Annotated in this window: 14 protein-coding genes and 1 pseudogene; 3 read left to right on the forward strand and 12 right to left on the reverse strand. The window is 39.1% G+C overall.

The genetic code is table 11. The features are described 5' to 3' along the window. Positions 1 to 72: 72 nt before the first annotated feature. The 3 genes from I2F31_RS11900 to tsaB are packed head-to-tail and all read right to left on the reverse strand — an operon-like array spanning position 73 to position 2,384. Positions 73 to 885 (reverse strand): class I SAM-dependent methyltransferase, encoded by an 813-nt coding sequence (locus I2F31_RS11900; protein WP_195770142.1) that lies wholly within the window; start codon positions 883 to 885, stop codon positions 73 to 75. After that, positions 885 to 1,706 (reverse strand): undecaprenyl-diphosphate phosphatase, encoded by an 822-nt coding sequence (locus tag I2F31_RS11905; RefSeq protein ID WP_195770140.1) that lies wholly within the window; start codon positions 1,704 to 1,706, stop codon positions 885 to 887. Before I2F31_RS11905 ends, I2F31_RS11900 begins: the two co-directional genes overlap by 1 nt. Positions 1,707 to 1,721: 15 nt before the next feature. Beyond that, a complete protein-coding gene (gene tsaB, locus I2F31_RS11910; protein WP_195770138.1) occupies positions 1,722 to 2,384 on the reverse strand; it encodes a tRNA (adenosine(37)-N6)-threonylcarbamoyltransferase complex dimerization subunit type 1 TsaB in 663 nt (220 codons plus the stop codon). 354 nt (positions 2,385 to 2,738) lie between these two features. On the opposite strand from tsaB, the gene I2F31_RS11915 reads away from it, so the two are divergent. Then, positions 2,739 to 3,287, forward strand: a complete 549-nt coding sequence (locus I2F31_RS11915) for an NUDIX hydrolase (protein ID WP_195770136.1) — start codon at positions 2,739 to 2,741, stop codon at positions 3,285 to 3,287. Between the two features lie 19 nt (positions 3,288 to 3,306). After that, complete coding sequence (locus tag I2F31_RS11920) at positions 3,307 to 4,656, forward strand: anthranilate synthase component I family protein (protein ID WP_195770154.1); 1,350 nt, start codon at positions 3,307 to 3,309, stop codon at positions 4,654 to 4,656. Here the strand turns inward: I2F31_RS11920 and I2F31_RS13265 are convergent. The 9 genes from I2F31_RS13265 to I2F31_RS11960 form a co-directional block, all read right to left on the reverse strand. Beyond that, positions 4,645 to 4,812, reverse strand: coding sequence for a hypothetical protein (locus I2F31_RS13265; protein ID WP_213014884.1), 168 nt, complete (start codon positions 4,810 to 4,812; stop codon positions 4,645 to 4,647). The genes I2F31_RS11920 and I2F31_RS13265 overlap by 12 nt on opposite strands. Next, positions 4,755 to 5,141 (reverse strand): hypothetical protein, encoded by a 387-nt coding sequence (locus I2F31_RS11925; protein ID WP_195773934.1) that lies wholly within the window; start codon positions 5,139 to 5,141, stop codon positions 4,755 to 4,757. Before I2F31_RS11925 ends, I2F31_RS13265 begins: the two co-directional genes overlap by 58 nt. A gap of 233 nt (positions 5,142 to 5,374) precedes the next feature. Continuing rightward, positions 5,375 to 5,839, reverse strand: coding sequence for a glycosyltransferase (locus I2F31_RS11930; protein ID WP_195770133.1), 465 nt, complete (start codon positions 5,837 to 5,839; stop codon positions 5,375 to 5,377). 20 nt (positions 5,840 to 5,859) lie between these two features. Continuing rightward, complete coding sequence (gene hisC / locus I2F31_RS11935) at positions 5,860 to 6,945, reverse strand: histidinol-phosphate transaminase (protein WP_195770131.1); 1,086 nt, start codon at positions 6,943 to 6,945, stop codon at positions 5,860 to 5,862. Between the two features lie 45 nt (positions 6,946 to 6,990). Next, positions 6,991 to 8,295, reverse strand: coding sequence for a histidinol dehydrogenase (gene hisD, locus I2F31_RS11940; protein ID WP_195770152.1), 1,305 nt, complete (start codon positions 8,293 to 8,295; stop codon positions 6,991 to 6,993). 119 nt (positions 8,296 to 8,414) lie between these two features. Beyond that, entirely contained in the window at positions 8,415 to 9,104 is a 690-nt protein-coding gene (hisG, locus tag I2F31_RS11945; RefSeq protein WP_195770129.1) for an ATP phosphoribosyltransferase, read from the reverse strand. Between the two features lie 3 nt (positions 9,105 to 9,107). Further along, complete coding sequence (gene murA / locus I2F31_RS11950; protein ID WP_195770127.1) at positions 9,108 to 10,370, reverse strand: UDP-N-acetylglucosamine 1-carboxyvinyltransferase; 1,263 nt, start codon at positions 10,368 to 10,370, stop codon at positions 9,108 to 9,110. Between the two features lie 7 nt (positions 10,371 to 10,377). Beyond that, entirely contained in the window at positions 10,378 to 10,629 is a 252-nt protein-coding gene (gene ibaG, locus I2F31_RS11955) for a BolA family iron metabolism protein IbaG (protein WP_195773935.1), read from the reverse strand. A gap of 131 nt (positions 10,630 to 10,760) precedes the next feature. Next, positions 10,761 to 12,209 (reverse strand): RNA polymerase factor sigma-54, encoded by a 1,449-nt coding sequence (locus I2F31_RS11960; protein WP_195770123.1) that lies wholly within the window; start codon positions 12,207 to 12,209, stop codon positions 10,761 to 10,763. 127 nt (positions 12,210 to 12,336) lie between these two features. Between I2F31_RS11960 and I2F31_RS13375 the strand changes: the two are divergent. Continuing rightward, positions 12,337 to 12,465 (forward strand): annotated as a pseudogene (locus tag I2F31_RS13375) (DUF1345 domain-containing protein); the annotation flags it as partial. Positions 12,466 to 12,537: the final 72 nt, after the last annotated feature.

The following is a 12,537-nucleotide window of genomic DNA, read 5'->3' on the forward strand; positions in this document are numbered from 1 at the left end:
ATGTACGCTCGCCTTAGAGTTAAGCAATATTTCTACACGCTGTTGCACAAGATAGATTCAAACCAAGTGTCCTTACTGGCTTGAATTCACCCGAAAATAGCCATCAAAACGGCATGCATCACCCAACCACTGATGCTGTGGTTCATCATCATTTAAAAATACCGCATGACGAGGGCGTTTTACAATGACTCTTTTAGCAATCTGTTGTGCTTGTAACAATAATCCATCACCCAAGTCCATTTCACCATCTTCAGGCAACAGTAAATGCAGTATTTGCATTTGTTTTTTCACTTGTGCTTGTTTTTTTTGTCGTTGATGATTTTGGTCACGCTGCGGAAACATCGGGTCAAGATAAACCACATCAACCATTTGTTTTTGAGCATGACATTGTGACAAATAGTCTTCTGCATCAGCAAACAGCAATGTAATATTGGCCACAATGGGTGCTAAAAACGCATCTTGCTGGGCTTGCCGATACGTTTCTTCAAGTAACGTAAATAAAACAGGATGACGCTCAATGAGTGTCACCTTGGCTCCAAACTTAGCCATCAATAAACTGTCATGGCCTAAACCTGCAGTTGCATCAATTAAATACGGCTGATCATTGGCTTGCGTAGCTCGTACGAGCATTTCTGTTTTTAGTGTTGCTCGTTTTAAACGCCCAATTTCCGCGACCCAATCAGGCTGCATTTTCATGCCACTGGCAGTTAAGCTTAAACCATCAACATCCAATACCAATGCAAGCACTGGGTTTAAACGCAAAAACTTGGCATTAATCAGTGCTATTTCTTGGGCATTTATTTCTACGCCACGCCTGAGCAAACGCGTTTGTAAGTCAGGCAACTGATCTGCACATGACGGCGTATACCAACAGGTCAAACGCATTACCAATGCACCCAACCTGTGAACCATGTTAGTAAAATAAATAACCCAAACACAATACGGTAGTACGCAAATGCCATAAAGTTATGTTTAGACACATAACGAATTAATGCACGAATCACCACTAAAGCAGATACAAAAGCCACCACAATACCAACTGCCAAGACTTCTAAATCATTGCTATGTAAGTCATGACGCATTTTGTACATGTCTAATAGACCTGCTCCCATCAGTACAGGAATACCTAAAAAGAAAGAAAATTCAGCCGCGGCTTTTCTAGAAATACCTAAAAACAACGAGCCAATAATGGTAGATCCTGAACGAGATGTACCAGGAATCAAGGCAAAACATTGTATTAACCCAATCAGCAAGGCTTGTTTTAAACTAAAGTCATCGACTTCATGACTCACAATCGTATGCTGACGGCGTTCCGCCCAAATAATAATAAAGCCACCTACAATCAATGCAATTGCCACAGTCACCGCATTAAATAAATAGGCCTTTAATGTTTCACCAAAAGTTAAGCCAATCAGCATAATAGGAATGGTGGCAACAATAAGGTTAATACTTAAACGTCTACCTTGGGCATTTCCTGTCAATGCACCAATCAATGATCCCCACAATTTACCCCAATATTCATAAATGACAGCGGCAATTGCACCAATTTGCACAGCCACTGAAAACATATCTCTTTTCTCAGGGGTCCAAAAGTCAAGTAACTGCCCTGTTAAAATTAAATGGCCTGTACTTGAAATGGGTAAAAACTCTGTAATACCTTCAACCAAGCCCATAAGTGCAGCTTTTAGAAGTAAAATAATATCCATACGGTGTCCTAATTGTTATGCTTTGCCTTGGTCAGCAATTTTCTTCCAAGCATTATCTCTTAAATATACAGGTAGTGCATATTCAGCACTCACCCAAGCTTTTTTAGCAGCATAATACTGCCCCAAATATGCTACATCTTCTGCGGTAGCAACAATGCCACCAAAGGTTGCAAGTGGTTTTAGCAATGCAGCACCTGACCCAACTAAAGTAAACTTTATTTGTGCTTGTGCATCCAGATAGTTCAGTAGTTGTTCTTCACCTACGGCTTGCATGACTTTATTTTCATCTAATACAAAATGAGCCAAGTACACTTCTTTCATTTTTGCATCAAGCACAGTGGTCACTTCAGTTAAACCGTGTAAACGATAAGCCGCTTGTGCCAGTGCTTGTAAAGTCGATACAGGTACAACAGGTAAATCATTGGCCCATGCCAATGCCTGTGCAACCGCAGCATTAATACGTACGCCACTAAATGAACCTGGGCCACGACTAAATGCAATCACATTTATTTGATTCGATTGTATTTCGCACTGCTGTAAACCTTGCTCTATCATCGGCAATAAGGTTTGCGTTTGCATTTTGGCCTGATGATTCACCGTATTAAACACTAAATTTGTGTCATCAGTGATTGCCACAGAACATTGCTCATTGGCTGTTTCAAGTGCTAACAGTTTCATGCATGCCTTTCATTAAAAAATAAATACCAAATTGACGCTATCATACGTGAGTCATCACAACTTCGCGATAGTTTTTATGTGACGTTCGTAACCGATGCAGTACAACATCAAGCATTGGCTTTATATAAAAATATTTAGTACATACCGCTTTACAGCCATAGGTTTCGCTTTCAGAAAGTAGAGTTCAACACCTTAGCGTAAAATCACTATCTTTTCATAGCCTTACATTAAAAGCATGCAAGATAATTTTTATGAGATATCACCAAGCAAAAGTATGGTGTTTTTCACGTAAAATGATGCCAAACGCTTTTTTTTACGTTATGCTTAAACGCAACAGGCCAATAGAAGTGACATATGAATTGTTGTACACATTGCGGACAACCAACGACTAAGAAAATACCACTGGGCGATGATAAACCTCGCCAAGTCTGTTCGGCATGTGGCAATATTCACTATGAAAACCCTAAAGTGATTTGCGGTGCATTGGTCATTTGGCAAGAGCAAATTTTATTGTGTCGGCGTGCCATTGAACCACGCCATGGTTACTGGACTTTACCTGCAGGCTACATGGAGCTCAATGAAACCATGCAGCAAGGTGCTGAGCGAGAGACTTTAGAAGAAGCCGAAGCACAGATCAACACCGAACAATTATATTGTCTGTACGATATTCCACATATTGGCCAAATTTATGCCATTTTCAAAGCACAGCTCAAAGATGGCATCTTTGGTGCAGGCACTGAAACCATTGAAAGTCGGTTATTCCACAAAGATGACATTCCATGGGATGAACTCGCCTTTCAAAGTGTACGTAGAACCCTCACCCACTACTTTTCAGATCGAGAGCAACAACACTATCCGTTGCATTTAGAAACACTACATCGAACTGCAGATGAACAACCCTGATTCAGCCTTAATTTATTCTATGACACCTGTGTATAAACAAGCGATTACCTCATGCCCTGCTGCAACAGCAGACCTTTTGGCACAACTCTCTCCCCTGCATGGCCTTATCTATTTAGAGGACCATGGCAAACCTGTGATTGGTCTTTTGCCTAAACAGTATTGGCAAGCACAGCATGGCAAAATGCACGTATATACTCGCCAAGCTGGGTGGAACTATAGTCAGCAACCAAGCAACCAACAACACTTGCTTGAACATACCCGACCTCAAAAAATAGTAACATCGATATCTGAACATGGCTTTCATGGTGGTTGGATCGGCTTCGTGGGCTATGACTATGCTGCACAACAGTACATTACAAGTCCATCTTGCCCACAACCTGAATTATATTTAGGCTTATATCTGTCTTATTTAAAATACGAACAACAGCAGTGGTTTTTTTATAGTCATGAGCCTGAAGCAGCAAAGATTTTTCAAAAAATTAATCAACAGCTGACCACAAAAGCATCACTGCAAACTTTTCAGCTCAACAACCTCTGCCAAGCCAAATGGGAAAGATCAAAATACAATCAAGCTTTTCAACAGGTCATTGACTACATTAAAGCAGGCGATTGTTATCAGATTAATCTCACACAGGCCTTTACTGCCCATGCACAAGGGGACTTACTCAGCACTGCAAAAGCATTTTGGACACTCACCAATGCACCTTATGCAGGCTATTTAAGACTTAAAAACTTTGAACTACTCAGTTGCTCACCTGAATTATTTATTGAGTTTGAAGCCAACCGTGTGATTAAAACTCGCCCCATCAAAGGCACTATGCCACGTTACCTTCACGACCCTCAAAAAGATGAACAGTCCAAAAACACACTCAAACATTCAGAAAAGGACCAAGCTGAAAATGTGATGATTGTGGATCTTTTACGTAACGACCTGAGCATATATGCCGAAACAGGGTCAGTCAAAACCAATCAGCTGTTTGACATTGAAAGTTTTCAACAAGTCCATCATATGGTCAGTGAAGTACAAGCCACCCTAAAAACACAGACCCACCCATTACAGATGCTATTTGATGCACTGCCTGGTGGTTCAATTACAGGGGCACCAAAAATCAGAGCCATGCAAATCATTGCTGAATTAGAACAACAAGCAAGAGGTGCATATTGTGGTTCTTTAGGCTACTTCAACTTAGATGGTACAGGTTGTTGGAATATTCTTATTCGATCCATTCAAAAGTATGAACATGAATTATCCCTATGGGCAGGCGGTGGTATCACTATTGCATCCAAACAAGATGCCGAGTACCAAGAATGTCTTGATAAAATTTTAGCCATGCAGAACTTACTCAACAGCTATTATTCAGTGGCTTGATGGTGCAATGGCATGCAATTGTTGCACATATTGTGCTATCTGCTGTTGTGTAGATGCATCTTCTTGTGTGATTAAATCTGTAAAATTTGACTGATAGGCTAAAAGCTCATGATTGAGCTGTTGTGAAAAAAAGGCTGTGTAAGCAATCTTTTCCATGCCACATAGGCCTCATTTTTTCGCCCTAATGGCAGTGCAAGCGTGAGCATTTGATAATCCAAACCATAATTTATAACATTTGGCTCTAAAGCCGTACCACATTCATGATACTGTCTATACTTTGCAAGCATGACCATGTCATAAGCAATTTGGATATCTCCTAACCGTTTATACAGCTCACTCACTTCATACAAACACTCTAAATACCTCGGACAGATATTTGCACCTTTTAACCAAATAAAAATCGCGTGTTCAAATTGTTGGTCTTGCTGATACAGCGTACCTAAATACCGACATGCTAAATAGCTTTCCACCTTATTTTCTGACATACATCCAATGGTGATACGTCGGTTAAACCACTCTTTAGCTTTGGCTATATTCCCATAACTATAATATGACGTTGCACAATAATACGCATAACGTGATTTTAATAAGGGATCTTGTTCTATTTCATAAGTATCTTGCAATAAAAGTGCATCATTTAAATATTTATTAGGATCTTGGCTTCTTGCCCCAAAATGCCCTGTCTGAATATAATAATCACCAGATACCTGACAGCGTGTTACAGACTTATTTTTTCAACCAAACACTCATGTAATACACCCACCCAATGTAAGCAACCATTATTTTTAAACAATAGCTGGCGGGTATAAAAGAAATCTCTTTCAGCACTCCTAAACTGTAGCTCATACACATCTTCATTGAGTGGCTCAGGTAAACTAAACTGACCATGAAATCGGTCATCTGCATCAAAAATAAAAACGTAATCTGCTTTGCCTTCACACTGTGCCAAAGCAAGATTACGGTTGTGGGCAAAATTAACCCAAGTATGCTCATGCACTTCACCAGCTAACTGATGCTGTGCTAAATAGCGTTCTATCACCGATATGGTTTCATCTGTAGACCCAGTATCACAGATCACCACATAATCAATGTCAATATAACTACGAATATTATCGAGTGTATCTACAATAATATTCGCTTCATTTTTCACAATCATGTTTAAACAAATACTGTGCCTTGACATTAGATACGCTCTTTTTTTATTTATATGATCAAATTTTTTAAAGCACCTACTAAACGCATATTTTGTTCGTCTGTACCTACAGTAATACGTAAAAACTGATCTATACGTTCTTGGTTAAAATGCCGAACAATAATACCTTGTTCACGCAGTTTTGTTGCCAATAGTTTTGTATCATTCGATGTATGCGTCACAAAAATAAAGTTTGCTTTTGATGGCAATACCGTGAAGCCCAAACCTTGTAACTGATTAATCAAAGACTCACGACAATCAATCACCTTTTGACATTGTTCCTCAAAATACGCCTGATCTTGAAAAGATGCTGTAGCTGCAGCAATCGCAAAGCGATCTATAGGGTATGAATTAAAACTATTTTTAACCGCTTCTAAAGCCGCAATTAAATGTGGCTGTGCTATAGCAAACCCAACACGCAACCCCGCCAAAGAGCGTGATTTAGAGGTCGTTTGACACACCACCAAATTATCATAACGAGCCACTAGACTTACAGCAGATGTGGCACCAAAATCTACATAGGCTTCATCAATCACAACCACACGGTCAGGATTATGTTGTAGTAAATACTCAATCTCTGACAGATCAAGTGCAATACTGGTCGGGGCATTTGGATTAGCAATAATCACACCACCATTGGGCTGATTATAATCTTTTACATTGACTTCAAAATTTGCATCAAGTGCAATTTTTTTGGTTTTCACTGTAAAAAATTGGCTATATACAGGGTAAAAGCTATAGCTAATGTCTGGCGACAAGATTGGTTCATCTTGAATAAAAAAGGCTTTAAAGATATGTGCAAGCACTTCATCAGAACCATTTCCGACAAACACGTGGTTTAAATCAACACCCTGTTGGGTTGCAATCGCTTGTTTTAATACCGTTGCATCTGGGTCAGGATACAGTCGTAAGGCATCTGCCTGTTGCTCTAAAACCATCGCAACCGCTTCAGCCACTTTAGGCGATGGCGGATACGGATTTTCATTGGTATTTAATTTTAAAAGATTCATTACTTTCGGTTGCTCACCTGGTACGTATGGTTCTAACTCACGTACTTCAGGGCTCCAAAAACGCATTTGTTGTGTTGAAACAGCCATCTTTCACCTCAAAAGGGCCATCATGGCCCTTTTATATTCAATAAACTAGACCTGATAACGATAACGAGCTGAACGAGCATGTGCCTCTAGGTTTTCTTCTAAAGCCAAAATATCTGCGGCCTGTGCTAAAGGTTTCACACCTTCTTTAGAGCACATAATCAAACTAGAACGTTTTTGAAAATCATATACACCCAGTGGTGAAGAAAAACGTGCTGTTCCCGACGTTGGCAACACATGGTTCGGCCCTGCACAGTAATCTCCAATTGCTTCAGGGGTATAACGCCCCATGAAAATTGCGCCTGCGTGACGAATCTGCTCACTCATTGCCTGTGCATCATCTACACATAACTGTAGATGCTCAGGTGCAACTTGATTAATCAGTTCAATTGCTTCTGCACGGTCTTTTACGAGTACCAATGCACCACGGTTTTGAATTGATGTTTTTGCAATTTCGGCTTTTGGTAACACATCTAAATGCATCTCAATCGCTTCAGCAACTGCTTTTAAAAAGTCTTCGTCAGGCGTAATAAAAATAGCTTGTGCAACCGTGTCATGCTCTGCTTGAGACAACAAGTCCATTGCAATCCATTTCGGGTCATTATCCCCTTCAGCATATACCAAAATTTCTGATGGGCCTGCAATCATGTCTATACCACACTGACCAAAAACAGCTCTTTTGGCCGCCGCAACAAAGCGATTACCCGGCCCTGTGATTTTATCTACAGCAGGTACAGTCTCTGTACCATATGCAAGTGCCGCAACTGCTTGAGCACCACCAATGGCAAATACTCGATGTACTCCTGCTAAATAGGCAGCAGCCAATACCAATGGATTTAATTCACCATTTGGCGCAGGAACAACCATAATAATTTCAGCAACACCCGCTACGTGTGCAGGCAGTGCATTCATAAGTACAGATGACGGATAAGACGCTAAACCACCGGGTACATAAATTCCCACACGGTCAAGCGGTGTGACTTTTTGACCTAAAGTATTGCCTAAATCATCAACATACGTCCAGCCAGTTTGCTTTTGTGCTTCATGAAATGAACGAATACGCTTGGCTGCAAGTTCTAATGCTTGGCGAACATCTGCATTTAAACCCTCAAATGCAACTTTTAGTTGCTCTTGAGATAACTCTAACTCAGAAAATTGATGCGCAGGATGTCGATCAAATTGTTGTGTTAATTTTAATACATGTGCATCGCCATGTTGGCGTACATCCGAAATGATTTGATCTACAGTTGAGAGAAGCTCAGGATCATTGACTGTAGCAAAAGCCAATAAATCCGCAAAGACCTGTTTGAAATTTTGGTCTTGAGTCGATAAACGTCGCATCAATTTACCCACAAGTTTTAACAATTAAGGCGCAAGTTTAACCTTTTTTTGTCTACTTGTGGGCATTGATGATCATACAATACTAAAATGATGATGAAAAAAACATGTCATTAACATTGATTTTTCACATATTAAGCTTGGCGGGCAGCAACCGCCTGTTCAAGCTGGGTCATAATTGGATTGAGTAAAGCTTGCTTACGTTTAAAACTCGCTTTATTAATAATCAAACGAGAAGATACCGTACAAATTTCTTCCAGTGGTTCTAATCCATTGGCTCGTAATGTATTTCCAGTATCAACCACATCAACAATATAATCACCCAACCCAACCAATGGTGCAAGCTCCATCGAACCATACAGTTTAATCACATCAACCTGTTCACCAAGACTTGCATAGTACTGTCGAGTTAAGTTCACATACTTAGTCGCGATCTTTAAACGACCTTGAGGTCTTTGCATACCTACTTTTGCAGCAGTCATCAAACGACAGTTTGCAATTTTCAAATCAAGTGGCTCATATACATTTTGAGCCCCATGTTCCATCAGTACATCTTTACCTGCAACACCTAAATCTGCCGCACCATTTTCAACATATGTTGGTACATCTGAGGCACGTAAGATCAATATTCTGACCAATTTATGCGTTGTTGGAAAAATCAACTTACGTGACTTGTCTGGATCTTCTAACAGATTAATGCCTGCTTGCTCAAGTAAGGGTAACGTTTCTTTCAAAATACGCCCTTTACTCAATGCCAAAGTCAAACCATGATCAAAATTTCCCATTACTTCAAAATTCGGATCATCGTTTCGAAAGTCACTCATGATTTACTCACTTACTCGCTTAATTTGTGCACCAAGGCCTTGTAATTTTTCTTCAATTTTCTCGTACCCACGGTCAATATGGTAAATACGATCAACTAATGTTTCCCCTTCAGCAGCAAGCGCCGCTAAAACTAGAGAAAAAGAGGCTCTCAAATCTGTTGCCATCACAGGCGCTGCAGATAATTTATCTACACCTGTAACAGTCGCATCATTCCCTTCAACTGCAATATTCGCACCCAGACGTGACAATTCAGGGACATGCATAAAACGATTTTCAAAAATTGTTTCTGAAATCGTAGAAAACCCACTCGCAATGGTATTTACAGCCATGACCTGTGCTTGCATGTCGGTTGGAAATTCTGGGTGTGGCAAAGTACGAAAGCTGACTGCTTTCGGGCGTTTACCTTGCATATCTAGCTCAATCCAATTCTCACCGCGGGTAACTTCAGCCCCCATTTCTTCAAATTTCTCAAGTACTGCTTCAAGTAAAATAGGATCAGTATGTGTTGTTTTAACACATCCACCTGTAATTGCAGCAGCAGCTAAATAAGAACCTGTTTCAATACGATCAGCAACAACAGCATACTCACAGCCATGCAGTTTTTCTACACCTGTCACGACCAAAGTATCTGTATCTATTCCTGATATTTGCGCACCCATTTTCACAAGCATATGTGCAAGGTCAGTAATTTCTGGCTCCCTTGCTGCGTTACGAATCGTTGTCACACCCTCAGCAAGTACAGCAGCCATCAATATATTTTCTGTGCCACCAACCGTGACCATATCAAAAACAACTTCGCCACCTTTTAAGCGACCATCAACTTTGGCATTTACATAACCCGCTTCAACTTCTATCTGCGCACCTAAAGCCTCTAAAGCTTTTAAGTGTTGGTCTACAGGGCGAGAACCAATTGCACAACCACCAGGCAAAGACACTTTAGCTTCACCATAACGTGCAAGTAATGGACCTAATACTAAAATAGATGCACGCATGGTTTTCACCAATTCATAGGGTGCAAATTGATTATTTAAAGTTGAAGTATCTGCTTTAACCACATCGTTATGATCATAACTGATGGTAATACCTAGGCCTTCAATGAGTTTTACTAAAGTATTTACATCTTTTAAATTTGGTACATTTGTAATAGTAATTGGTGTTTCCGCAAGAATTGTTGCAGCAAGCAATGGTAATGCTGCATTCTTAGCACCAGAGATACGTACCTCACCTTTTAAAACATTACCACCTTGAATAATAAATTTATCCATTTGATATTTATACTCCAAATACGCTTGCTTTACGCCATTCTTCTTTTGTCATTGCTCTAATTGTTACCGCATGTACAGAACCATCAGCAATAAATGTATTTAATGGTGCATAAACCATTTGCTGACGTGCAACAGGACGTTTACCTATAAAAATATCATCAACTACGCGTAATTCAAACTTTCCAGCTTGGCCTACTACCACGACCTCAGCTTGAGGAAATGCTGTCTTTAAAATTTCTGTCAGTTGCTCGCTATTCATAATAAAGACCTCGTGGTCGATCTAAGACTAAAAGTCGGCTATTTTACTATAAACAGGTACACGAATTCATTAACTCATCTATAATTTGACACAAAAAACATATAAAGGCGCTGATAAAAAATAGCTTCTGATTAAATAATTACTTTACGCTCAGAGGAAGAAGAAATACGTAAAGACTCCCTATATTTTGCAACTGTACGTCTAGCTACATCTATTCCCTCTTCTTTAAGTAAATTAGCAATCGTATTATCAGAAAGTGGCTTACATGGGTTTTCTGCAGCAATAATTTTCTTAATCATTGCTCTAATTGCTGTTGAAGAGCACTCTCCCCCCTCAGATGTACCAACATGACTTGAAAAGAAATACTTCAACTCAAACAAACCTTTAGGTGTTAATACATATTTATTGGTCGTTACACGTGAAACCGTCGACTCATGTAGTTCAACTTCATCAGCAACATCTCTCAAAACCAATGGCTTCATGGCTTCAGCACCTTGTTCTAAAAAGCTTTTTTGATGCTTAGCAATACATGTTGCCACTTTCAATAAAGTTTTATGACGTTCATCTATACTTTTAATAAAGTTCTTTGCTTCTAGCATTTGATTTTTTATATATTGGTTATCGTCACTCTGATCTGCACGTTTAATCATACTTGCATAAAAAGAGTTAATTCTTAGTTTAGGTAAAATATCTGGGTTAAGTTTAACCCTCCAAACGCCTTCCTCTTTCAAAATAACGACATCTGGAATTTGATATTCCGTTTCATTTTCCTCAAAACCAACACCAGGATACGGCTTTAACATCTTAATAAATGCTAGCGCCTGCTTTAATTCATCCGCTTTTAAAGCCGTTGCTTTTAGTAATTTATTGAGATCATTATTCACTAAAAACTGATAATGATTTAAGATCTTTCTTGCATTCAACACTAATAATTTAGAGCTACCCATACTTTCTAGTTGAATCATTAAATGTTCAATCAATCCACGAGCACCTATCCCCACAGGCTCTAATTGCTGAATATATTTTAATACGACTAAAACTTCATGCTCTTCAACATATTCATACTCAAGATCAGCTTGAAGTAATAACCTATTTACTGCCTCAACAACTTCATCAAGTGTTTCAGTCAAAAAACCTTTTTCATCTAAAGCATCAACAATACAAAAAGCAATAAGACGATCAACATCTGAAAAATGTAATAAATTAATTTGGCTTTCCACATGTTGTTTTAATGACGTGTGTGTTGCTCTATTATCTTCTCGCTCCTCAAAATCAGCAGTACCTAATGTCGTTGGTTGATGAGTATAAATATCATCCCACTGAGTATCTACTGGGAGTTCATCTGGCAAAAAATCACTATTTATTGCATCTGAAAGCTCTTGATTAGCCTGTTCAGGTACTTCAACTTGCTGATCTAAAGAGTCTTGTTCTACTCTCTCTAATAATGGATTACTTTCTAATTGAAGTTGAACTTCTTGTTCCAGCTCTAGATTAGACAGCTGCAACAGTCGAATCGCCTGTTGTAACTGAGGTGTGAGCGATAAAGAGTTACTCACTCTTAAACCTAAAGACAACTTCATAATAAATCCTTTTAACTAGCAAAATCTATGCCGTTAATACTTTTTATAACACATGATTTATAAAAAACATACAGGTTTAAAGAATATCTTTATTTTTATAAATTCTCAAAGCTTTAATAACACCTACATAGCAGACGTATCGCTTACAAGTTCACGTATGAGACGTTTTAATACGTTGCATTTGTTGTTGGCGTTTGCGTATAACACCTTAATTTTAGCAATTTGTATAAATATAGCGGCAAGTTTACTGAGTTAGGAATATGTATTTTGATGAAGGATATTATATTTTCTTAAGTCTGATTGAATTTCCAGCATAAAAAAAAGCCCC

This window comes from Acinetobacter rathckeae (genome assembly GCF_015627125.1).
In the GTDB taxonomy this organism is placed as follows: domain Bacteria; phylum Pseudomonadota; class Gammaproteobacteria; order Pseudomonadales; family Moraxellaceae; genus Acinetobacter; species Acinetobacter rathckeae.

What these genes read in the sequence shown, in the direction of transcription:
- I2F31_RS11900 (WP_195770142.1), bottom strand. Translation starts at nt 885, where the DNA reads ATGCGTTTGACCTGTTGGTATACGCCGTCATGTGCAGATCAGTTGCCT.
- I2F31_RS11905 (WP_195770140.1), bottom strand. Translation starts at nt 1,706, where the DNA reads ATGGATATTATTTTACTTCTAAAAGCTGCACTTATGGGCTTGGTTGAA.
- tsaB (WP_195770138.1), bottom strand. Translation starts at nt 2,384, where the DNA reads ATGAAACTGTTAGCACTTGAAACAGCCAATGAGCAATGTTCTGTGGCA.
- I2F31_RS11915 (WP_195770136.1), top strand. Translation starts at nt 2,739, where the DNA reads ATGAATTGTTGTACACATTGCGGACAACCAACGACTAAGAAAATACCA.
- I2F31_RS11920 (WP_195770154.1), top strand. Translation starts at nt 3,307, where the DNA reads ATGACACCTGTGTATAAACAAGCGATTACCTCATGCCCTGCTGCAACA.
- I2F31_RS13265 (WP_213014884.1), bottom strand. Translation starts at nt 4,812, where the DNA reads ATGGAAAAGATTGCTTACACAGCCTTTTTTTCACAACAGCTCAATCAT.
- I2F31_RS11925 (WP_195773934.1), bottom strand. Translation starts at nt 5,141, where the DNA reads ATGTCAGAAAATAAGGTGGAAAGCTATTTAGCATGTCGGTATTTAGGT.
- I2F31_RS11930 (WP_195770133.1), bottom strand. Translation starts at nt 5,839, where the DNA reads ATGTCAAGGCACAGTATTTGTTTAAACATGATTGTGAAAAATGAAGCG.
- hisC (WP_195770131.1), bottom strand. Translation starts at nt 6,945, where the DNA reads ATGGCTGTTTCAACACAACAAATGCGTTTTTGGAGCCCTGAAGTACGT.
- hisG (WP_195770129.1), bottom strand. Translation starts at nt 9,104, where the DNA reads ATGAGTGACTTTCGAAACGATGATCCGAATTTTGAAGTAATGGGAAAT.
- murA (WP_195770127.1), bottom strand. Translation starts at nt 10,370, where the DNA reads ATGGATAAATTTATTATTCAAGGTGGTAATGTTTTAAAAGGTGAGGTA.
- ibaG (WP_195773935.1), bottom strand. Translation starts at nt 10,629, where the DNA reads ATGAATAGCGAGCAACTGACAGAAATTTTAAAGACAGCATTTCCTCAA.
- I2F31_RS11960 (WP_195770123.1), bottom strand. Translation starts at nt 12,209, where the DNA reads ATGAAGTTGTCTTTAGGTTTAAGAGTGAGTAACTCTTTATCGCTCACA.